A 23869-nucleotide genomic window follows, 5' to 3' on the forward strand; every position below is an offset into this window, starting at 1 on the left:
TTTTGAGGGGAACCCTAGAGCAGCTTTCCCAGGACTCCAACAAGGATTTCAACCCCATTCTGGATATTCCCAATGGCTTTTGCCTTGTCGTTATTGCTTTTGGTATGGTCTTTCACCAGTTTAATCAGCTGATCAAATTCTTTGTTACTCATATCATGCTCACCCAGGAGCTTAGTTAATTCGGAGGGATTAAAGCTGCTGAGCGCACCCATTTCCTGAGCCAATTCGGCATCGGTTTCTTTCTGTGCCTGTGCGGCTTTCTTCTTCCATTTATTATCCATATCAGTTCAAAATTTTCTCAAGGTCTTTATTCAGGTTTACAACAAGACCTCCAATATTTCCGGAAGACTGTATAAACCGGTCCAGCAATTCAGCAAGCTCTTCGTAGTTGATCCCTTTTTTATTCAGCCAATTAGATTGATTCAGCAACTGCTTCTTGCTTTCGTTTAGCTTGACAGCAGACTCCAGTAATTTTTTCATTTCTGAAGTAGCCAGCTGGTATTGTTTAAAATCGGCATTCAACTGATTCAGTAATTTATTTTTTGCTGAATCCAGTGCCAGCTGCATGGTATATTGTCTTTCGGTAATCAGTGGCAAAGCCGCCGCCATCATTTCTGGCAATACCAATTTAGGATCTGTTTCATCGTCTAAATCCTCCGTCATCTTAGCCACGATTTTTGCTGTGTATTCTTTTTGAATAAAGTCATTCACCCTGTTTTTTTTCTCTGCAAAAACCTGATGCACCAATAAAAGATTCAGCCGGTGCATTCTCTCTCCTTCCTCCTGAATTTTTTCGGAGAGTGTGATGCTTTGTAAAGGAATACGGGTACAGGCGCTCAGGCTAAGAAGCAGACATATCAATAATCCCCAGGGATAAATCCATAGCAATAAATTACGCATAAACCCTTTTTATTTTAGCAAAATAGGGTTTTGCCTAAGGAAAAGAAACCGTGATTTCACGGTGTTTTTAATCCCCCAGCCAGGAACTCAAAATTGCACTTTGTGCAGGATTAATATTGGGGATAGCCTGAATATGATATAGCGTTTTTTTGGTATTCCCTTTTTCCTCAATACTGCTAACCAATTCAAGACCAGCATAACCAAGGTATTGATTGTAATTAATGGGTTGTGTGGTGTATACGTAATCAAATTCTGTAGCCAGGGACTTGCCCGCCATTTGCTCGCAGGCAGATTGGAATTCAGCATCCGTAAAACCACGTTTTAGTTTCTGGTAATATTCCCTGTACATGAACCGCATCACATCATCCAGCGACTTTTTATTCTGAGAAGCCTGTCTGATAGCTAGATCAATGATCATGCCTACAAACGGTCCTTTATCATAATAAGAAATGGCTTTGTTTTTATCGACTCCGCTGGTGCCAAATGGCCCGTCTGACCAAGTATTGTAACTGGACTGAATTAAACTCTGGTGCTCCTTACCGGGATTGTTCTCATGTGCCGTAATATTATTTGCCAGATTATTGAAGAACATATTCCGGTCAACAATTTTTGCCCTCTTTACCATCAGGTATTCAAAATAAACAGAGATTCCTTCGCTGATCCACAACTGTGTGGTACGGCTTCCTTTATCATAATCAAAAGGGCCAAGTTCTACCGGACGAATTCTTTTTACATTGTAGTGATGAAAATATTCATGACTTAAGAAATTCATGATTCGGTTAATATCGGCTTGCGTTTTTAATTCATTGCCATTAAAACTAACCGTAGTATTGTTCAGGTGTTCTATTCCCCCTCTGCCCGGACCAATCCCAATAAATGTGTATTCTTTAAATGGAATATCATCAATGATATTTACGCCTTGTTCAATTGCTTTTTGCAAAGTATTCATGAATAATTGCTCATCAAAACTACCCATTTTATACCCGATGAATCGGTGAGGAACTCCTCTTACTGTAAAAGGGGGAAGTTCTTTTAAATCGCCTACCAGTATGGGACAGTCGTATAAAATATCAAAATCGGGAGCAGTAAATACATTGGACTTTCCGGGGACCTTATCCAATCCGGTTGCTATTTTTTTAAACCCGGGTTGATCCCCATTGTTCACCTGCACTTGCACGGGGAGTTGCAGCATACCGGCTACATAAAGAAAATTATTGGCTGGGACTATATATGCATGAGCACTGTCAATAAAACTATTGGCCACAAACTTGCGGCTGGTTTTAACCTGATAAGTGAGCGTAAAAGCAGATTTCTTAGGTGCAATTACCTGCCAAGTGTTTTCAGCAAGTCTATTCACTGTCAATGACTGTCCCTGTTGATTCTTGGCCTGCAAGGAATCCACCCCTTTTGCATAGTTCATGAGCTGATAGTAACCAGGCATCCAGTTGGGCATTTTAAATACCAGTGTGTCTTTTGCAAATCCTTTGGCATCCAGCGCAATATGAAATTTACCCTGGGCAGCTTGTGGCATGCGGACGGTGTATTTCAGAGAGGGTTGCGTTGAATTGGTTTGCGCTTCACTACATATGATTGAAAAACAAGAAATTGCTAAGGATAAAATAAAGTGTTTCATTATGCTAATTGAAACTTTCATGTTTCAATTAAAGATATCATTTCTAGTAGTAATTCCGGGATCAATGTTTCGCCATTTACCTGTTGGTGGGAAAAAACAGTCAGTTCATGGGAAAATCAGCCTGATTCATGAGAACGATTTTTTTAAGAATTTATTTTGTCTACCTTTATTATCCCTCCCACCCAATTTGCATTTCCATTAATTCAATTGCAATGAAAAGAGTCATTCTTCTCTTTCTATTAGTGAATGTTGTATGCATTTCATATGCTAATAACATATCTATTCAGAAAGTAGCCATTACCGACACAAACAAGACAGCTAAAACTGCTGCCATTCGCTTTAATATTTCCTGGGATAATTCCTGGAGAGATGAAGTGAACTGGGATGCCGCCTGGATTTTTGTGAAATTCAGAAGACCACAGGATAGCGTTTGGAGGTATCGACATATGACTTTGTCTCAAACTGGCAATAGCACAGGTACAGGTTCAACTACCATGAAATTTGCGATTCCAGATGACAGGAAAGGGGCTTTCTATTATAGAAGTGGTGTTGGCGCTGGTAATGTAAAAATGGACAGTGTTAAACTCTTCTGGAATTATGCTGCAGACAGTGTTACAGTCATTGACAGTGTTGAGGTAAAAGTTTTTGCGACGGAAATGGTTTATGTACCACAGGGAAATTTTGCATTGGGCGATGGGAATGGGACACAAAGATCATACAACTCTTTTCAAATAAAAAACGCTCCTAATAATTTTGTTACTATCACCGATAAATGGTCTCCTTTAGTTAATACATTCATAGATTTAAATAACTTAGGAGGCTATGATGACTCCAAACTATATATTGATGGAATAAGAATATCTGGAATAAATGGAATTGATATTAATAATGATAAAATTTCAGACTTCCCAGATTTTCCTACAGGATATCGTTCATTTTACTGCATGAAATATCCTGTAACACAAGGTCAATATACAGATATGCTAAACACTTTGAGTCTAAGGGATACGGTATTACAGTGGCAACAATATTATGATACCATTAGGCTAAAAAAAATAAACCCTAAATACAAACAGGCGTTACAAAATCTTGATCCTTTTTACAGCTCAATTCCTAATGATATGCAACGACATACAATCTTATTAGATTCTAACGAAGCTAAATATTTTGTAAGCAGACCAGACAGAGCTCTTGGAAGATCGGAAATTAATTATTATGAGACCTTTAGTGATTGGTCAGCAATGAGGCTTATGACTGAACTTGAATACGAGAAAGCTGCAAGGGGACCTTTACCCCCCATGTATAAAGCTTACAGACAAAATAATAATTTTAATTGGAGTTCAGATACTACCAATAACTGGTCAGGTTTTGATTGGCCATGGGGAAACGATTCAACTATAGCAAGAGAAAATAATTCCGGAAGCAATTCTTCGTTTAGAACTTTAACATATAGTGGCGCAGAGAATGGAACTGAATTTTTCAGCAACTATAATATTTATAAGAGATATATAAATCCTTCAATTAATAATATGCTTGGAGGAACAGGTCCAACATCAGGTGGAGATGGTGGCTCAGGACCTATTAGAGTAGGAATATTTGCAACAGATACCTCATCAAGAATATCATCTGGTTCAACTTATTACGGCATCATGGATTTTAGTAAAAACGTTCCACAACTGGTTGTATCTATTAGTAATACAATATCAAGAGGATTATCTTATAAAAAACATGGGGATGGTTCACTTAATTATTTAGGGAGAATTGATCAAAATGAATTTTCAACAACATTAAATAATATGTATTACGGTTTGAGCAGAGATCATTTTAAACAAAAAACTGGAGCAATTTCAGAAAGATACAATGTAGATTATGGAAGACCATTAGGTTTCAGATCAGTAAGAACCGCACCTGCTGACAACTAAATAATACTACTTGAAAAAAGTATTCCTTATAATATTAATGATATTACTCTATTGGGGCTCTTCAGCACAAGCAATTGTGCTTAGGAAACCTAGCAATGGAGATATATGGCCCGCCTACTCCAAACAAAGAATAGAATGGACGAGCACCAATATTGATAATATTAAAATTGAGTCTTCTTTAGACTCCGGCAGAACCTGGAAAATGGAGGTTTCAAGCTATGCGGCTTCAGCGGGTTTCTATGAATGGGATGTGCCAAATAAGACTTCTGATAGCTGCTATATCAGAATATCAGATGTAGACGACAATACAAAGTCAGCAAGCAATTATTCTTTAACTAATCCACAACCCTTTAAAATCCCGCCCCCGAGTATAACAATTGACTCATTACCAATAAATGTATATAAAGGAAGTGTACAACCTATTACTTGGGTTTCCAGTGGTGTTAAAAAGTTAAATATTTATTTAAGCGTTGATAACAAGGCAAGTTTTATAAAAATTGCAGATACTATTAATGCGAACAATTTCTATTACAACTGGATAGTAAATGTATCTTCCGGATCGCAGTGTTACATAGTTATCAATGATGCTAGCAATAACTCTTTATCTGATACACTGAAGCAGGCGTTTGGTCTGGTCAACTCACCGAATATAAATCTTAATAAATTTAAGGGCGGTGCATTTGATGGACATGCTTCTTCAGATAATAAAACCAATTCACTGAAATTACTTACGCTGAATGCTGCAGACTCCATTTATGGAAGCTCAGAACAAAAGATCAAATGGAGTTCAAGAAATGTTGATCTAATCAATATTTATTTCTCTTCTGATAATGGCGTCAACTGGACAACAATAGTTGAAAATATAAGCGCGTCTGCCGGACAATATAGCTGGAAAGCCAGTGCCACCCCTACTAGTAAGGCTAGGATCAAAATCGTTTCTAAAAGTGACACAACATTATTTTCTACCAGTACAAATGCTTTTATTATCAGACCAAAAGAACTCAAATTCACAGGAATAGATTCAACCAGTAATTTTTATAAAGGAGGTGTATTCCCTATCAGCTGGCAGAGCGGAGGAGTCAACAACGTAAGAGTCAAGCTGATTTCAAATTCAAAAGACAGCACTCTAAAAGATACAATACCGGCAATTAATGAAATGTACAATTGGATTATACATCCAGGTACTCAGAATCAAAGCAAGCTTGTGATAACGGATCTTTCGGACTCAACCATTTCAGATACAACAGGGACAATAGTCTTTAAGGATATTCAGCTTGGCAATAATGCAAAATACAAAGGAGGCTCCTTTGACGGTCATACTTCAAAAGCAAACACTATCAGTAATATTAAATTATTATACCCGGTTGGAGGCGAAGTACTCTCCGTTCAAAACAATATAAGCATTCAATGGAAAAGCAATAATATTGATAAGATTAAGCTTGAATTATCCATAGACAGCGGCAGAACATGGACTACGCTCAACTCAGATATTTCAGGTACTACTAATAATTTCAGCTGGAGAACACCTAATTCACCATCTCAAAAGTGTTTTATAAGAATTAGTGACGCTACTGAATCTTCGGTGTTTGACACCAATGACTCTATATTTTCCCTACAACCAAAGAGTCTGTTAATTACTACCGATTCATCTGAATTTATTAAGGAAACTGCTAAAACGCTGGAGTGGCTCCCTAAAGGTGTAGATACAATTAGAATTAAATATAAAACTAAGCAAACTGAAAGCTACCGTACAATAAAGGATTCACTTTCTGCAAAATCCGAAGTATACAACTGGATTGTACCCGAAAATTTAGGTGATAGCTTATGGATTAAAATGGAAGACCTCAGTGATACAACGGTTAACGATGAAAAAACATATTTCAAAAAAGTAAAAACACTAAACAAAACAATATCCCCGACCAAATACCGTGGAGGAAAATTTGATGGTCATGCACAGAGAAGTAATATCAATAAACTAATCATCAAAAAACCAGAAGCAAATGAGGTATTGGTTGGAGGATCAAAATATTCGATCACCTGGTCAACAGTTAATTTAGAAGACTCTGTATTAATTGAGTTTACCATTGACAGTGGAAAAACATGGAATACTGTAGCCAGAACGATTGCCTCAACTGGTGTTTATGAATGGACAATTCCAAGCAGCATTCAGGGAAAATCAACCAATCCGTTTGAATTCAACATCATAAGAGGATTATCAAATGACAATATTTTTGAATCAAATAATTCAACTACAACACCAATCAATTCATTCAAATGTCAAATAAGAGCCATTGACATTAGTGCCGGTAATGTTGTTGTTGGTTCAACCAGTAATAATTTTGCAATCGTTGCATCTACTAAAAAACTAAGCGATAGTATTTTCTTTACCCCACCTAAGACAATGACGATCGGAGATACCAGCCAAACGCTGATTGCCACCTCTAGTTCATCAAGAACGGTTAAGTTTATAATTGATTCTGGCTTATCCAAAGCCACAATTACATCAGGTAAACTAAATGCAATTAAACCTGGTAAAGTTCGAATAGGTGCATTTTTAGATACCAGCTCTGTCTATGAAAATATTGATACCGTTTTTCAAATTGTTTGCATTAACCCTGCAAAACCTGCAATAATTTATACAGGAAAATCGGCTTTATGTGCAAATGATACGGCTACACTAACAGCACCAGATGGTTTCACGCAATTTGCCTGGTCTACACTCGACTCGAGTAATACAATAAAAGTATATAGAAAAGATTCTATTACTTTAAAAGTGGGTGTTGATGGATGTTTTAGCGTTGCATCTGAAGCTTTAAAATTCACCAAAGAGACCATAGCCACTCCAAGCATTACATCAGGTTCTGCAACCAGTTTCTGTTCTGGTGGTTCTGTAGTATTGACTTCAAGTGCTGCAAAAGGTAATCAGTGGTTCAAAGATGGTACCATCATTACTGGCGCCACTAATGCCACCTTTAACGCAACTCAATCTGGTAACTATACGGTTATAGCTACCAATAGCTCAGGTTGTGCAAGTGTTGCAAGTGCTGCTATAACGGTAACCGCAAATGCAGTACCCGCCGTACCTACCATTGGTGCAGGATCAGCTACGAGCTTCTGTATTGGTGGTTCTGTTGTCCTTACTTCAAGTGCTGCAAACGGCAATCAGTGGTTCAAGGATAGAACCATTATCACCGGTGCAACCAATGGAACCTATACAGCTACGCAATCAGGTAACTATACGGTTGTTACTACCAATACTGCAGGCTGTGCAAGCGCTGCAAGTACCGCAACAACAGTAACCGTAAATGCCTTATCTGCCACTCCTACCATTAGTGCAGTTTCTGCTACCAGTTTCTGTGTGGGTGGTTCTGTTGTGCTTACTTCAAGTGCAACATCGGGTAACCAATGGTTCAAAAACGGTTCTATCATTGTAGGTGCAACCAATGCTACTTATACAGCTATACAATCAGGCAACTACACTGTGACAACCACCAATAACGCAGGATGCACAAGTCCTGTAAGCGCCGCAACAACAGTGACTGTAAATACAATACCTGATAAAGCCACCATTACCAGATCAGGTGCTGATTTGGTTAGCAGCACTATTAACGGAAACATATGGTTTAAAGATTCAACTCAAATTGCTGGAGCAACAAGTAATATTTATAAACCATTAGTAAGTGGATATTATAGTGTACAAGTAAGAATCAATGGATGTTCAGGGCCAATCAGTGATCCTTATTTCTATCTGGTAACCAGTGTCGTTAATACCAATACTTCAAACGAATCGTATAAATTATTCCCTAATCCTGCTAGAGAAAAAGTATTCATTGATGCAGGTATTTCAAATCATAAAATCAACTATCAGATCTTTGATGCCAGTGGAAAAAGGTTGTTAAACAACAATTTCTCTAAATCAATTACAATAGATATAAGCAAACTGAAGCCAGGTGTTTATACAATCTTATTGACAAACACCAAGACCCAGAAACAAGAAAGCAAACAAATAATTATTCAGTAAGGATTCGTTTATGAAAAAAGCAATAACTATAATATACTTTCTTACTCTTGCTTTACTAACTATAAGCTGTAGCAAAAAGGAGGCTGTTGAACCACCGGAAGAAGATTTAAAAATTGCTACCAATCCCGTAATCGGAAATGAGATTGCTTCGGCACTATCGAATTCATTTAATTACAAGTTAGTCATCAGCTCAAAGCCACCAAAAACTGGTGTAAAGATTGATATTTCGGTCAAGAATGATTTAACGAATAGTATAACATTCTCACAGACAACTCAAACTTCCTCCAGTGCAGTTAGTACGATTGATCTTCAGATAGACAATCTTGTTCCGGGAAATATCTACACAGTTACTACCGAAGTAAGTTCACTCAACAAGCCGACCAATAAAACTCAACTGGTTTTCAAAATAGCACGTAAATAATTACTAAACTAAGTGGCTTTACTTATGCACTTCACTCGTAAAGTGGAAAGTGATATCCGGATTGTTCGTGATTTCTGTGTTCAGAAACCATTCGCTCTGGGCTAAGTAAACGGGTTGTCCATCTTTGTCTTCCGCAGCATTCTGCTGTTTGAAGCGAAGAAAATCATCCAGCTTTTTTTGGTCCTTACTGGTTAGCCAGCAGGCTTTGTAAAAAGGTAAGGTTCTGAATTCACAAGCTGCACCATATTCCTGTAACAAACGATATTGGATTACTTCAAACTGAAGATCTCCCACACAACCAATGATTTTTTTATTGCCTCCATGCTGCGTAAACAACTGGGCAACCCCTTCATCGGTCAACTGGCTGATTCCTTTTTCTAATTGCTTGGTTTTCATCGGATCCTTGTTCACCAGTTCTTTAAAGATTTCAGGTGAGAAGGTAGGGATACCACTGAAGTAAAAATTTTCTCCTTCAGTTAGTGTGTCCCCTATTTTAAAGTTGCCCGTATCAAATAAACCAACCACATCCCCTGCATAAGCATCTTCTACTACTTCTTTGGAACGGGCCATGAAACTATAAGGATTGCTGAAACGCATGTCTTTGTCTAAGCGAACATGATGGTAATATTTGTTACGCTCGAACCTGCCGCTGCAAACCCGCATAAAAGCAATACGATCACGGTGTTTGGGATCCAGGTTGGCATGTATCTTAAAAATGAATCCACTGAATTTCTCTTCTCCCACTTCAATGGTTCTGGTGGTGGTTTCGCGGGAACGGGGAACAGGCGCAATTCGAATGAAAGTATCCAGCATTTCCTTTACCCCGAAATTGTTAACGGCAGATCCAAAAAATACGGGCGCAATAGAACCACTTAAATAGTCAGCCGGATCCAATTCGCCATACACCCCATCAATCAGCTCTACATCTTCTCTTAACTGATTGGCATCCCTTGCACCTACTTTGGCATCCAATACAGGATCTGCCAGGTCGGTAATGGCAATCACATCTTCATCATCAGCCTTGGTGCTGGCTGTAAAGAGGCGAAGACTTTTATTATCTAAATTATATACCCCTTTAAATTCCTTTCCACTATTGATAGGCCAGGTCATGGGATGCAGGGATATACCTAGTTCTTTTTCTATTTCTTCCAATAAGTCAAAACGGTTCTTTCCATCACGGTCCATCTTATTAATGAAAACAATTACCGGCGTATCACGCATTCTGCAGACTTCCATCAAGCGGCGGGTCTGTGCTTCCACTCCATTCACACTATCTATCACCAGGATTACACTGTCAACCGCAGTAAGGGTTCTGTAAGTGTCTTCCGCAAAGTCCTTGTGGCCGGGGGTGTCCAATAAATTAATTAGAATATTCTGGTACTCAAAAGTCATTACGGAAGTAGCCACCGAAATACCTCTCTGTCTTTCAATTTCCATGAAATCGGAAGTGGCTCCCTTTTTAATTTTATTGCTCTTTACCGCGCCTGCCACCTGAATGGCACCTCCGAATAACAATAATTTTTCTGTCAGCGTGGTTTTACCGGCATCCGGGTGAGAGATGATGGCAAATGTTTTCCTTCTGTTAATTTCTTTTTCGTACTTCATATCTATAATAAAAACGCCCCCAATAATAAAATGGAGGCGCAAAGGTAATCTATTAAATATTAGTTCAGGCTCCTGAAATCTACTGGTACCAGCTTACTTACACCCGGCTCCTGCATGGTTACGCCATAAATAACGTCTACGGCTCCCATGGTTTGCTTATTGTGGGTAACAATAATAAACTGAGAGTTATCACTGAACTTCTTAATCATCTGTGTAAACTTACCTACGTTCGCATCATCCAAGGGTGCATCCACCTCGTCCAGAATACAGAACGGAGCTGGTTTAATCAGATAAATAGCAAATAACAGTGCAGTAGCAGTAAGGGTTTTCTCTCCCCCGCTTAACTGGGTAATAGAACTTGGACGTTTGCCCTTAGGCTTGGCCACAATTTCAATGCCTGTATCCGCCAGGTTATCCGGATTCACCATCAGCATATCTGCGGTGTCTTCTTCGGTAAACAAAGCTTTAAAGACTTTCTGGAAGTTCTCTCTTACTTTATTAAAGGTATCCAGGAACAATTGATTGGCAGTTTCCTCTACTTCAAGGATGGTCTGCAATAAGCTTTCCTTAGCAGTTACCAGGTCATTTTTCTGTTCTAAAATGAAATCGTACCGCTTCTTCATCTCCGTATAGGCTTCAATAGCAGTTGGGTTCACTTCACCCATATTGTCCATACGCTTGCGCATTCTGTCCGATGCTGCCTGCAATTCTTCCAATGGGGTATCAGAAGTTCTGGGTTGATCAAGGATCTCGTCCAGTTCAATCTTGAATTCTACATGCAAGCGCTCCTTCATTCCAGCCAGCTGTAATTTCAATTCATTCAGCTTGTCTTTCAATTCATTCACCAGGTGGTCAATCATTTCCTTGCTCTTCACTTTCAGACGCAACTCACTTTCTTTTTCCTGCAAGGCATTTCTGAAATTATAATAAGCCTGATCAGCTTCATTCAGTTTTAATTCTTCTTCTTCTTTCTTGCGCATCAATTCAAGCAATAGCTCTTCTACTTCCTGCAAAGAAGCCACACCATCTACAATCGCCTGTTCCGCTTCAGCCAATTGAGCCGTATTGGTTTTAATTTGAACATGTAAATCGTTCAATTGATTTTCCTTGAAAATTAATTCCTGCTTAATGGTTGTTAATTTACTCTGCTGGCGGGTTAACTGAAGGTTGGTTTCGTTAAACTGACCCGATGCAAAATGATAAGCCTGTTCTGATTCCTGATAGTCCAGCTCCAGATTGCGCATTTGTTCTGCCGTGTCTTGTAACTGAATATTTAATTCAGCCAATAACTCTCTGGTTTCTGCAATGGCATCTTGCTCATCCTGCAAACGGTTATCAATATCTGCCAGACGCTGTTCGCCGTTTTGCTGGGCAGCCTGCAGATTCTCCATTTTATTTTTAGCAGCAAAAACCTGGTTATTCAATTGGTTAATTTCCTGCTCGGTCGCTTTAATGGCATGCTCTTTCAGCTGATCGCTGAAAGTAATCACTTCATTGTGCTTGGCCTGAATATCGGCTTTCAATAAACTTACCACCGATTCCTGATCCTGAATTTCTTCGGCCAGTTTCTCCAGGTTCTTGGCACGCCCGATTTTTTTACCCTCAAATAATCCAACACTTCCGCCGGTAAGAGTGAATTTTCCTTTTACGTATTTACCCGTTTTCTCCAACACCACAGCCCCGTTGGAATTGCGGATGGCTTCGTCGTTTTCACCAATATAAACATTGCCTAAAAGGTATTCAGCCAGTTTGTAATACTGATCGTCTACTTCAATAACGTCCAGCGCCTTGATGGTCTGGGCGGGTTGATGGGTCTGTTGCTGGTAATTGGCAAACTGATCCAATAGGAAGAAATTGGCTTTCCCCTTTTTGTTATCATCCAGTAAGTGAACGGCTTTCAATCCTTCTTCCAGGTTATTCACCACATAGTAGTTCAAATATGGTTCCAGCACATTTTCAACCGCGGCACGATATTCTTCCTTTACATAAATGATATCAGATAAAATGGGGGCATTGTGGTTCCAGTCGTTGTTCTTGTGAAGAAACTTGATGCTCTCCGGATAGCCTTCCATGGAATCAATCAGGCTCTTCAATAAGTTATATTCATTGCGCTTGGCATCCAGCTTTCTGTTTTCGTCGGCCAGTTCAGAACGCAGTACTTCCAGTTGTTGCTGGGTTTCAAAAATCTGCTCCTTGGTTTTCTCATGTTGCTCCTGCAACTGAACCAGGTCTACCCTTTTCATCTCCAATGCTTCTTCCTTCTCCGCACATTCTGCCTGCAATTGAGACAATTGTTGCAAACGATTGTTCTTCTCTTCATTCAACTGCAACTGCATACGCTGAAGGTTCTGAATAGAAGTATCTGCCACCGCCACTTTCTTCTCTGCATCAAACTGATTACGCTGGAATTGCTGGTACTGGTTTCTCACGGCATCGACTCCGGAGCGTTTTTCGTCAAAAATCTGACGCTTGCTCTCCACTTCCATTTTGGCTTCCTCTACTCTTTCCTGAAGGCCTTTTAAATTGGCTTCTTCTTCTCCAACCTGCATTTGAGAATACTCAATGGAATCTCCGATGGTTTTCAACTGACCTTCCGCTTTTTCCAAAAAGTCTTTCAGGTTATTCTCCTTTTCTCTCAGGTATTGTAATTTCTGGCTGGCCAGGTTTTTATCGTTTTCGGTAGAACGAAGGTTTTGCTGCAATTCATTAAACCCGTGTTGCATGCTTTGTAACGCACGTTCCTGGCTTATGAATGCCACTTTCTCCTGCTCAATGGCCGCTTCATCGGTTGCAATTTCTGCTTCCAGCTGCATTTTTTTGTCGAGCTCCAGTTCCTGTTGTTCTGTTAATTCCCTGTATGAGATATTGAAGCCTTCCAAAGCAGCTTTGGCCAATTCAACGGCAACCTCTTTGTATTCCTTTTTTATTTCATAAAACTTCTCTGCCTTTTTTGCCTGGCTTTCCAAAGTTTTAAGCTGGTTATTAATCTCAAAAAGCAAGTCCTCAATACGGGCTAAATCCTGTTCGGTCGCATCCAGTTTATTCTTGGCTTCTTTTTTACGGGTTTTGTAAATGGTAATTCCGGCAGCCTGCTCCAGCATTCTTCTACGGCTATTGTCCTTGTCCTTGATGATATCATCTACCATTCCCAGTTCAATGATGGCATAGCTGTCTGTACTAACCCCTGTATCCAAAAACAGATTATGGATATCTTTCAAACGACAAGTAACATCGTTTAGCCGATACTCACTTTCCCCATTTTTATAAAATCTTCTGGTAACCGTTACTGTACTGAATTCAGTTGGTAACAGGTTCTTGGTATTTTCAAAAGTCAGACTCACTTCAGCCAGACCACTCGCGCTTCTGGTTTTACTACCATTGAAAACCAGGGCTTCCAGGTTTTCACTTCTTAGGGCAGAAATCTTTTGCTCTCCAATTACCCAACGAATACTATCGATGATATTGCTTTTACCACATCCGTTTGGTCCGATAATACCGGTAATACCTTCATCGAAGCTCACCACCGTTTTATCAGCAAAACTTTTAAACCCCTTGATTTCTAATGATTTTAATCTCACGTTATCACTATTTAGTACTTGCGAACATAAGTTAAAAGCAGTAGAATTTATATAGGGGAAAGCCCATTGTGAATAATAAGTGAAGAAGAAAAACAGCTTCAAACATTCATACAAGGAAACTGCTTTAATTAAATTAATTTAAATAACTATTAATCAATTATTTATAATAATTTATTGCAATAAAATATTGCATATATGGATTCAGATTTTACAGGAAGTTATCCACCAAAAACCGTGAATAAATATCCGGACCTATATTTGTTTTATGCCATCCATCGTCTTTACGGTAACGAATGAAATTTGCTACGACCAGCGAATGCAAAGAATCTGCAGTTCGCTTGCTGCCAATGGATATGCAGTCACCATTATTGGTGTAAAGCGATCAGAAAATAAAGCTATTCCAATCCCCCCATTCTATGGAATCCCCTATCAGCAGAAATTAATCAGGTGCCTTTTTCTGAAAGGCCCTCTATTTTATATAGAATTTAATATTAGATTATATATTATATTATGTTGGTTATCATATGATATTGCATGTGCAATTGATCTGGATACAGTCTTACCTGTACTGGCTGCAACTGCCATCAGAAGAAAGAAAAGGGTATACGATGCCCATGAATTCTTTACTGAAATGAAGGAAGTCAGAACCCGACCCATCATTTCGGCCATCTGGAGAACCATTGAACGGATCAGTTTGCCCCATTTCAGGAGAGGATACACGGTGAATCAGGACCTATCTGACCTGTTTTATCAACGACTTCAAATTAAATATGAAGTAATCAGAAACCTCCCTTCCGTCTCTATTTCCGGTCTTTCAGCTAAGGATCAGCTAGGGAAAATGCCCGCCGTTTTGGCAGAACATGAACAGGAAGTGGGTAAAAAAGCATCTATATTTAATTCAGATAAACTAAATCAACTCATTAATAATCAAGTCAAAGATAAATTTATTATATATCAGGGAGCTGTTAACCATGGTAGGGGATTTGAAAACCTGATTCCGGCCATGCAAAAGGTAAATGCTCCCCTCCTTATTGTGGGTACTGGTAACTTTCAGGAGGAAGTTGAGCATTTGATTGATCAGTACAACCTGTCTGAAAAGGTTTTTCTGCATCCCCCCATTCCCCCTGCTGAGCTAAAACAACTGACCCCCCTTGCTCATTTTGGAATTACTATTTTTGAACCGGATGGGGTGAATCAATATTACTCTCTGGCCAACCGCTTTTTCGATTATATGGCAGCAGGCATTCCACAGGTCTGTGTAAATTATCCTGCTTATGCTGAAATAGGCCAACAATATCCTTTTGCCTTGTTAATCAATGACATTGAAAAAGATACACTGAGCAATGCAATGAACAATTTACTCTCCGATACTGTTTTGTATAACAGTTTAAAGCTGGTCTGCCCCGAAGCCACCAAAAACCTGAATTGGGAAAAAGAGTCGGAGCGGTTACTGGCATTTTACAGGAGTTTATAATTTGGAAAAGCACTTACATATTATCGCCTTTGATGTTCCTTACCCTGCCGATTACGGGGGTGCCTGTGACGTTTTTTATAAACTCCCGGCTTTTCAGAAAGAAGGCATAAAAGTTCATTTACATTGTTTTGAATACGGCCGGGGTCAGCAAACAGCACTCAATTCCTACTGTGAATCGGTACATTATTACCCCCGCGTTCAGGGTCATAAGGGTTTTTCAAGCACCCTGCCTTATATCGTGAGTAGCCGGATTAATGAAAGCCTGTATCAGAATTTGCTACAGGACAATTATCCCATTTTCATGGAGGGGGTGCATTGTACTTATTTACTGCATGATTCCCGATTCAAAAACAGGGATTGTTTTGTGAGGTTGCACAATGTAGAATACCGTTATTACCAGGATTTATATAAAAATGCCAGTTCACCTTTAAAGAAAGCCTATTACTGGAATGAATCGAGGTTATTGAAAAAATACGAAGCCGATCTGGCGGGCAGGGCTACTTTCTGGGGTGTAAAGGAGGCGGATAACAATGTATATAGGAGTGAGTTTGGCTGTAAGAATATAGAAGAACTACCCCTGTATATTCCCAACTGGGAATTAACCGCACCAGAGGGCATTGGCTCTTATTGCTTATACCACGGGGACCTGAGTGTTGAAGCGAATGAAAAAGCAGCGACCTGGTTGCTGGAAAAAGTATTTAAAAATTTAGAGATCCCGCTAGTAATCGCCGGTAAAAATCCCTCCGAAAAACTAAAGAAACTGGCTTATTCCAGTAGATTCTCCTGCTTGGTTGCCAACCCTTCAGAAAAGGAGATGCAGGATATGATTGCCAAAGCCCATATCAATGTACTACCGGCTTATATAAGCACGGGGATGAAATTCAAATTGCTGAATGCACTTTTCAATGGAAGGCATGTAGTGGTGAACGAAGCAATGATTGCAGATTCCGGATTGGAACCACTTTGCCATACAGGCACAACAGCCAATGCTTTTAAGGAAATTATTATGCAGCTCTATCACCAGCCTTTCTCGGAAGAGGAAATCAGATTAAGAAATAAATGGCTGGTTCCCCGATTCAATAATACCGCCAATGCCAAAAAACAAGTTGGCTGGATTTGGGGAAAATAAGAAATTACAATTGATTGTTTCACCTTAGGTTAGTGTGCCGCCATTTGCGCTGCGCTATCTGCAACTTTCCCGTTTTCGGTTTTCAGCATTCTGCTGGGATAGCGGTTGATCACAATAAAATCGTGTGTTGCCATTACCACAGATGTACCATAGTCGCGGGCAATCTGGAAAAGCAACTGCATAATTTCATCACTGGTTTCCGGATCCAGATTACCAGTAGGTTCATCCGCCAAAATGAGTTTAGGGGAGTTAAGCAGGGCGCGGGCAATTTCAACCCTTTGTTGTTCGCCACCACTCATTTCAAAAGGCATTTTAAAGCCTTTACTTTTTAAGCCCACTTTATCTAAAACGTCGTTGATTTTTTCTTCAATTAATCTTTCGTCTTTCCAGCCGGTTGCTTTCAAAACGAATTTCAGATTCTCGTGTACATTTCTGTCTGTGAGCAATTGAAAATCCTGAAACACTACGCCGAGGTTTCTTCTCAGGAAGGGAACTTTTTTCCAGTCCATTCCTCTTAAATCAAAACCAACCACAGATGCTTCCCCTTCGGTTAATGTAAGCTCACCGTATAAGGTTTTTAACAAACTACTCTTGCCCGTTCCTGTTTTACCTACTAAGTAAACAAACTCACCTTTGTTGATGGTAAAGTTTACATCCTGTAAAATCAGGCTGCTGCCCTGATAAATATTCACATGCTTTAAAGAGACAACGGTTTCAGACATAGTATGCATTAAATAGTGTTACAAATATAAGTGCTGACGCCTCAATTAAAGGTTAATATTGATAAAAGACTTCCCCAAAACCTCCCTTGAGGGTTAAGGAAGATTTTCCGTTCTGTGAAGCTTCTACCCTGCCCACAATCTGCGCTTCTATTCCCAGTTCTGCAGCAATGGCAATCAGGGATGCAGCGGTTGTTTCATTGGTAAAGATTTCCAGGCGGTGCCCCATATTGAAAACCTGATACATTTCTTTGTTGTCGGCACCTGAGTTCTCCTGAATGATTTTGAAAATCGGTGGAGGATCAAACAGGTTATCCTTAACAATATGCAATGGCTTGTGCAGGTATTTCATGCATTTGGTTTGACCTCCGCCGCTGCAATGAATGGCACCGTGAATATCGCTGAAATGCAGATCCAGTATTTTTTTCATCAAAGGCGCATAGGTTCTGGTGGGCGACAATAATAATTTGCCAACCGGAATTTTTTCTCCTTTCACATTTACTATATCGGTCATTTTATTCTTACCGATGTACACCACCTTATCCTGGAGTTTGGGTTCAAAGGTTTCCGGATATTGGCGGGCATACATTTTATCCAATACATCATGACGGGCACTGGTTAATCCATTGCTTCCCAATCCGCTATTGTATTCTGTTTCATAGTGTGCTTTACCCGCACTGGCAAAACCCACAATTACATCACCCTCCTGAATTTTATCGTTCGTAATCAGTTTATCCTTGGGCCAGCGGGAAGTCATGGTACCGTTCACGGCAACTGTTCTGACTACATCACCTACATCAGCGGTTTCACCACCGAGGTAATGAATGTTTACGCCATATTCTTTCAGGGTATTAAAAAATTCCTGTGTACCATTGATAATGGCTTCCAGCACATCCCCATTGATCAGCATTTTATTTCTGTCGATGGTACTGGAAAACAACAACTGATCAGTTACTCCAACGCATAACAAATCGTCGAGATTCATGGCTACCGCATCCTGAGCTATTCCTTTCCATACACTAATATCTCCGGTTTCTTTCCAGTATAAATAAGCCAGAATACTCTTGGTACCTGCCCCATCCGCATGCATGATATTAACCCAGGCAGGGTCGTTACACAAAAAGTCGGGATAGATCTTACAGAATGCATGGGCATATAAACCCTGGTCTAATTTCTGAATGGCCTGATGCACTTCTTCTTTTTGTGCAGAAACCCCTCTTTGTGCGTATAAAGACATGAATGGATGTTTTGAAAGTATGGAATGGGTGCAAAGGTACAAAAACGAGGTATCTTACCGGCAGGAACTTTGGCAGGGACTCCGTACTTTTGCGCCGATTATGAAGGTATATCGTGAATTGGCAAACGACTTGCCCGCGTTCAGGAACGCGGTGATTACCATTGGCACATTTGACGGGGTTCATCAGGGACACCAGCAGATTTTGCAACAAATGAAATCGGAAGCAGCCCGTGTGAATGGAGAGACCGTTATTATTACTTTCCATCCGCATCCGCGCAAAATTGTTTCTTCTGTTCCCGGAGACATAAAGCTAATCAATACCCTTGAGGAAAAGACCGCTTTATTAGAGCAGGCGGGTATTGACAACCTGGTAGTAATTCCTTTTGATCATCAGTTTTCCAATCAATCAGCGGATGACTATGTACAAAACTTTTTATACCACTATTTCAAACCCAGCGTAATTATTATTGGTTACGATCATCGTTTTGGAAAAGGCAGAACGGGGGATTATCACTTGCTGGAAAAATATGGCCGCGAACTGGGATTTGAAGTGAAAGAGATTTCAGAGGAAATGCTGAACCAGGTAGTGATTAGTTCTACCCGCATCAGAGAAGCTTTATTAAACAACGATATTGATACCGCCAATCATTTCCTAGGCTATGCTTATTTCTTTGAGGGTTTGGTGGTAGAAGGAAATAAAATCGGCAGAACCATTGGCTTCCCAACAGCCAATCTACATATCAGCAGTGAAGAAAAACTGATCCCTGCCAATGGCGTGTATGCGGTGAAAATTCAGCTGGGTCAGGAGTCTTTTGTGGGCATGATGAATATTGGTGTAAGGCCAACAGTAGACGGAAAGAAACGCGTGATTGAAGTAAATATTTTCAATTTCAACAGAGATATCTACGGAAATCAACTCATCATCCGTATTGAAAAATTCCTTCGTGGCGAAGTGAAATTCAATGGGCTGGAGGAATTAAAAGCCCAGTTGAATGCGGACAGAAACCAGGCGATGGAATTTTTTGCATAATAATGTAAACGAAACTATTTAAACACAGAGACTGAGAAGTCGCGCGGAGCGCGGGTTCGAACTTAGGCCATTATTTTTACTACCAGTTCTTTCATGAGACCCGCGTCATTGGCGGAACCATTGTGTACACCCAGGCTGCGCAAATTGTATTCGTGCAATAGTAAAAGCACTTTTTCCACTGCTGCATAATCATACTTGCGCGCGGCGGCGTAATAGTCTTTTACAAAAAATGGAGAAACACCCAACGCCGCCGCAGCAGCGGTCTCATTCTTATCCGGCAAAGACAAGAGCACGTATAGCTTACTAAAGAAATTATAGATGGAGGGCAATATCAATTGAATAGGCCCCGCTTTAGGATTCGATTCAAAGTATTGAATGATGCGAATGGATTTGGCCAGGTCTTTCTGCGCCACAGCTGCCTGCAATTCAAAAGCATTGAATTCCTTGCTTACGCCGATAAAATTCTCCACGTCTTCTTCAACGATGGATTTGCGCGTGCCCATATTGAGCATGAGCTTTTCAATTTCATTTTCAATTCTGCTTAAATCGTTACCAATATGGTCTACCAGCATGGCCAATGCCTTAGGTGTAATAGTGAGTCCATGATTTTTTATCATCTGACCTGCCCAATCCGGTAGCTGGTTATCATATAGTTTTTTGGTGGTAAGTACTTCTGCTTTTGTCTTTTTTAAAGCAGTGGCCAGTTTCCCCCTACCATCCACTTTCTTTTCCTTGTGGCTCACCACAAAAATGGTTGAAGCCAGCGGTTGCTCAATATAACCGATAAGTTTTTCCAGGTCTTTCATCTGCTGCGCCTCTTTCAGAATAACCACCTGCTTATCTCCAAACATGGGATAGCGCTTGCAGGCATTCACGACCTCAGCCCAATCGGCATCTTTTCCGTAAAAAACACTCAGATTGAATTCTGCTTCAGCCGGAGAAAGCAATTTTTTCTCAGCATAATCCACCAATACATCAATAAAATAAGCTTCTTCACCTTCCAGCCAATAAACAGGCTTAAAGCTGCTCTTTTTCCAATCCGATAAAATTTTCTCAGCAGACATGGCGCAAAGATGCTGAACCCCAAAGGATTTTCCATAGTCCAAAAGGCTTTTTTGTACACAATTTTCAAGGCTTTTTTTATTTTGGCACGGTTTTGGAAAATAGGAGTCGAGAAGCAATCAATCATTAAAAAATCGAAACTATGAGTACAGTAAACAATGGCGCCGCGCCAGATAACCGCAAGACCATTTATGGTATATTAATTGCCGCTTTGGTATTAACCTGGGGCTATATTTTCTACGATAAAAGCCAGACTCAGGATACCATTCAAGGGTTGGAAACCAAAATCAGCAATGTAGACAGTGCAAGATTGGCTATTCAGCAGGAATTCATGAATGTTTCTGCAAAAGCAGATTCCCTAACCAAGGATAACCTTGAATTACAGGGTGATTTGGCTGATAGAAATGCAGATATCCAGAAGTTGAAAGGCAATATCAGTTCCATTTTAAAGATGCGCAATGCAACTGAAAAGGAATTAGCAGAAGCCAAGCAATTGATTGGAGAATTAAACGGAAAGATTGACGGTCTGTTTGCAGAAATTGAAAAACTAAAAGGTGAAAACCTTCAGTTAACCAATGCCAACGAGCAATTGAATACAGAGAAAACCCAGTTAACCGCTGATAAGCAGAACTTGGAGTCTACCCTTAATACAACCAAGACCGAAAAGAAACAACTGGAAGATAAAGTAGACGTAGCTTCTACTTTACACGCGTCCAATATTGGTATTAATGCAATTAACATTAAAAACTCAGGCAAGGAAAAAGAAACCACCACTGCAAAACGTGCTGATTTAATCAGAATTTCTTTTGTAATTGATGAAAACAGAATCACTCCTTCCGGTACCAAAGAATTTTATGTAGTGGTTACCGCTCCTGATGGAAAAATAATTACAGAGGGCACAAATTTCAATACAAGAGAAGAAGGAAGCCGTCCTTATACCAATAAAGTATCTGTAAACTACGAGCAGAACAAAGCCATCCCGGTAAGTTTTGACTGGAAGCAAAAAGATGCTTACAAAGAAGGAGACTACAAAATTGAAATTTATAATAACGGATTTAAAATAGGTCAGGGTATTAAAACCTTGAAGAAAGGTGGATTATTTAGTTAATCCTACAGTTAGTTAGTTTAGCAAGCAATCGTGAAAGAGCCGCCCCACAATTTGGGGCGGTTTCTTTTTTAAGACAAGTCAGGTCCCGCAAAGTCTTACCATTTTTAACCCAAGAAAGCTATAACCCAACCAAAAGCTTATTTTAGTAGCATGTTTAAGAGGGGTTTCAACTTTACCAATGTGCTCTTTATGATGGCCATTGCCATTGTTAGCGGAACTATTGTGTATTCTCAATACATTGCCCAGCAAATAGCTGGTAAAGAACGCCTGGCGGTGGAAGCATGGGTAGAAGCCGAGAGGACCATCCTTAATGCAACCGATACGGTATCACTTAATCTTGCCGCTAAAATCATTACGGAAAACACTACTATTCCCATTATTGAAACCGACGACAAAGACAAGCCCACCGGCAACTATGTAAACCTTGATTCCACTGCAGTTAAAGAAGACCCTCAGTATTTACAAAAACAACTGGCTGTTTTTAAACGCTATAACAAATCGCCCATAGAAGTAAAACTGAAGGCAGAAGATAGTACCAGCATCCGTTACTATTACGGTCAGAGTAAACTATACAGAGAAGCCCAATGGTATCCGATTGTTCAGTTGATGCTGGTGATAATGTTCGTATGGATTGTTATTTATTCATTACGCACCCGTCACAAAAGCGGACAAAATCAATTATGGGCATCCATGGCCAAGGAAACGGCACATCAATTGGGTACACCTGTTAGTAGCCTGGAAGGATGGCTGGAAATATTAAAAGAAAAAGAAGACAGCAAATCCATTGCAGCAGAAATAGCCAAAGATGTGAATCGCTTACAACTCATTACAGATCGCTTTGGCAAAATAGGCAGCACCCCAAAAACAGAATTGTGCAACCCTTATGAAAGAGTACAATTGGTAATGGACTATATGAAAAAAAGAAGTAGTGATCAGGTGCAGTTTCAGCTGAACGGAGGCAATGCTGTTAACACAGAATGTCTGCTCTCCCCTACTTTATTTGATTGGGTCATTGAAAATTTACTCAAAAATGCACTGGATGCAATGGATGGAAAAGGCAGCATTGAAATTGACATGAAACAGGACAACTGGCAATTAGAGATTTGTGTAAAAGACAGTGGCAAAGGCATTCCGCATAACCAATGGAAAAAAGTTTTTCAACCGGGTTTCACCACTAAAAAAAGAGGCTGGGGAATTGGTTTGTCTTTGAGCAAACGCATCATTGAACAATACCACAAGGGAGACTTATTTGTACAATCCAGTGAACTAAATAAGGGAACTGTATTCTGCATACAGCTCCCTTTATTGCGATAAATTTAATTTTCAGTGCAGCTGATTCCCGTTTAAACGAAAACTACAAGCGCCTTACCGATCCTCCGCTACCTACTTTAATATCTCTGATATTACCTTCGCCTTTGTATCGGATAGACCCTCCACTGCTGGCACGGGCAATAATTTCCTTGGACACTTGCACCTGTACAGAGCCGCCACTGGAGCTCTCTGCATCACAGGTTTTAGCAGACAAATCATAGCCTTTGAACATGGCGCCGCTGCTGGCATCCACACTTATATCATCCGCTTTGCCTGATAGTTCAGCTAGCGCTCCACTGCTCATTCTTACTGATAATTTATTAAGTTCCAGATTGCTTCCGGAAACCAGCGCACCACTATTGGCATTAATTTTATCCAAATCTTTGAAAGACAAATACACAGTTACTTTCCAGTTTTTCCATTGTTTCCAGAATTGCCAATCCTGATTACGGGTAATTTTCAGCACCCCATCCTTTACAGTGGTTTCTATGTATTCAAGATAAGCAGGATCGCCTGCCGCAACCGCCAGCTCTTCTTTATCGCCCTGAGTTAAAATTAATTTGATGCCAGAAGAAACATCAACAGCGTGAAAAGACTTTATACTTCTTTTTTCAACATGGGGTTCATTCACAGTTTTTTGTGCCATTACGGCCAAACCCATCACAGAGATGGACAATAACAATAGTATTTTTTCATAAACGATTTTTCTATGAAACGGA

17 protein-coding genes are annotated in these 23869 nt (G+C 39.9%); 8 read left to right on the forward strand and 9 right to left on the reverse strand.

The window, feature by feature from the left end:
- Window positions 1-14: 14 nt before the first annotated feature.
- From P767_RS0106085 to P767_RS16075, 3 genes are all read right to left on the reverse strand, one after another.
- Complete coding sequence (locus tag P767_RS0106085) at window positions 15-281, reverse strand: hypothetical protein (protein WP_026763818.1); 267 nt, start codon at window positions 279-281, stop codon at window positions 15-17.
- A gap of 1 nt (window position 282) precedes the next feature.
- Window positions 283-900 carry a hypothetical protein gene (locus P767_RS0106090; RefSeq protein WP_026763819.1) on the reverse strand — a complete coding sequence of 206 codons (618 nt, stop codon included), beginning with the start codon at window positions 898-900 and terminating at the stop codon, window positions 283-285.
- A gap of 67 nt (window positions 901-967) precedes the next feature.
- Window positions 968-2554 (reverse strand): M61 family metallopeptidase, encoded by a 1587-nt coding sequence (locus P767_RS16075; RefSeq protein ID WP_084799840.1) that lies wholly within the window; start codon window positions 2552-2554, stop codon window positions 968-970.
- 191 nt (window positions 2555-2745) lie between these two features.
- Here P767_RS16075 and P767_RS0106100 point away from each other — a divergent pair, with 191 nt between their 5' ends.
- From P767_RS0106100 to P767_RS0106110, 3 genes are read left to right on the forward strand one after another with little or no spacing between them, the layout of a single operon-like run.
- On the forward strand, window positions 2746-4455 hold the full coding sequence (locus P767_RS0106100) for an SUMF1/EgtB/PvdO family nonheme iron enzyme (RefSeq protein WP_172637515.1): 1710 nt from the start codon (window positions 2746-2748) through the stop codon (window positions 4453-4455).
- Between the two features lie 10 nt (window positions 4456-4465).
- On the forward strand, window positions 4466-8476 hold the full coding sequence (locus tag P767_RS0106105; protein WP_157611396.1) for a T9SS type A sorting domain-containing protein: 4011 nt from the start codon (window positions 4466-4468) through the stop codon (window positions 8474-8476).
- Window positions 8477-8486: 10 nt separating this feature from the next.
- Window positions 8487-8897, forward strand: a complete 411-nt coding sequence (locus P767_RS0106110; protein WP_026763822.1) for a hypothetical protein — start codon at window positions 8487-8489, stop codon at window positions 8895-8897.
- Window positions 8898-8915: 18 nt separating this feature from the next.
- Here the strand turns inward: P767_RS0106110 and P767_RS0106115 are convergent, their stop codons facing one another.
- Both P767_RS0106115 and smc read right to left on the reverse strand, forming a co-directional pair.
- Window positions 8916-10502, reverse strand: a complete 1587-nt coding sequence (locus P767_RS0106115; RefSeq protein WP_026763823.1) for a peptide chain release factor 3 — start codon at window positions 10500-10502, stop codon at window positions 8916-8918.
- A gap of 59 nt (window positions 10503-10561) precedes the next feature.
- Window positions 10562-14080: a chromosome segregation protein SMC gene (gene smc, locus P767_RS0106120; protein WP_026763824.1), complete on the reverse strand. Its 3519-nt coding sequence runs from the start codon at window positions 14078-14080 to the stop codon at window positions 10562-10564.
- Between the two features lie 265 nt (window positions 14081-14345).
- Between smc and P767_RS0106130 the strand changes: the two genes are divergently transcribed.
- The gene (locus P767_RS0106130; protein ID WP_084799844.1) at window positions 14346-15554 is read left to right on the forward strand and encodes a glycosyltransferase; all 1209 of its coding nucleotides are present in this window, start codon (window positions 14346-14348) and stop codon (window positions 15552-15554) included.
- 1 nt (window position 15555) lies between these two features.
- Window positions 15556-16683: a glycosyltransferase family 4 protein gene (locus tag P767_RS16080; protein WP_037351657.1), complete on the forward strand. Its 1128-nt coding sequence runs from the start codon at window positions 15556-15558 to the stop codon at window positions 16681-16683.
- A 29-nt stretch (window positions 16684-16712) separates the two neighbouring features.
- On the opposite strand, the gene P767_RS0106140 is transcribed toward P767_RS16080, so the two are convergent.
- Together P767_RS0106140 and P767_RS0106145 are read right to left on the reverse strand one after the other, a co-directional pair.
- Window positions 16713-17405, reverse strand: a complete 693-nt coding sequence (locus P767_RS0106140; protein WP_026763826.1) for a cell division ATP-binding protein FtsE — start codon at window positions 17403-17405, stop codon at window positions 16713-16715.
- Window positions 17406-17457: 52 nt separating this feature from the next.
- A complete protein-coding gene (locus P767_RS0106145) occupies window positions 17458-18639 on the reverse strand; it encodes an AIR synthase related protein (protein WP_026763827.1) in 1182 nt (393 codons plus the stop codon).
- Window positions 18640-18739: 100 nt separating this feature from the next.
- Here P767_RS0106145 and P767_RS0106150 point away from each other — a divergent pair, with 100 nt between their 5' ends.
- Complete coding sequence (locus P767_RS0106150; protein WP_037352372.1) at window positions 18740-19669, forward strand: bifunctional riboflavin kinase/FAD synthetase; 930 nt, start codon at window positions 18740-18742, stop codon at window positions 19667-19669.
- A 62-nt stretch (window positions 19670-19731) separates the two neighbouring features.
- Here the strand turns inward: P767_RS0106150 and holA are convergent, their stop codons facing one another.
- Window positions 19732-20733 (reverse strand): DNA polymerase III subunit delta, encoded by a 1002-nt coding sequence (gene holA / locus P767_RS0106155; RefSeq protein ID WP_026763829.1) that lies wholly within the window; start codon window positions 20731-20733, stop codon window positions 19732-19734.
- Window positions 20734-20873: 140 nt separating this feature from the next.
- Here holA and P767_RS16085 point away from each other — a divergent pair, with 140 nt between their 5' ends.
- Together P767_RS16085 and P767_RS0106170 are read left to right on the forward strand one after the other, a co-directional pair.
- A complete protein-coding gene (locus P767_RS16085; protein WP_037351658.1) occupies window positions 20874-21839 on the forward strand; it encodes a hypothetical protein in 966 nt (321 codons plus the stop codon).
- A gap of 150 nt (window positions 21840-21989) precedes the next feature.
- Window positions 21990-23153, forward strand: a complete 1164-nt coding sequence (locus P767_RS0106170; RefSeq protein ID WP_026763830.1) for a sensor histidine kinase — start codon at window positions 21990-21992, stop codon at window positions 23151-23153.
- 40 nt (window positions 23154-23193) lie between these two features.
- Here P767_RS0106170 and P767_RS0106175 read toward each other — a convergent pair whose 3' ends face one another.
- Window positions 23194-23832 carry a head GIN domain-containing protein gene (locus P767_RS0106175; protein ID WP_172637516.1) on the reverse strand — a complete coding sequence of 213 codons (639 nt, stop codon included), beginning with the start codon at window positions 23830-23832 and terminating at the stop codon, window positions 23194-23196.
- Window positions 23833-23869: the final 37 nt, after the last annotated feature.

The sequence above is a fragment of the Sediminibacterium salmoneum NBRC 103935 genome, from assembly GCF_000511175.1.
GTDB lineage: Bacteria > Bacteroidota > Bacteroidia > Chitinophagales > Chitinophagaceae > Sediminibacterium > Sediminibacterium salmoneum.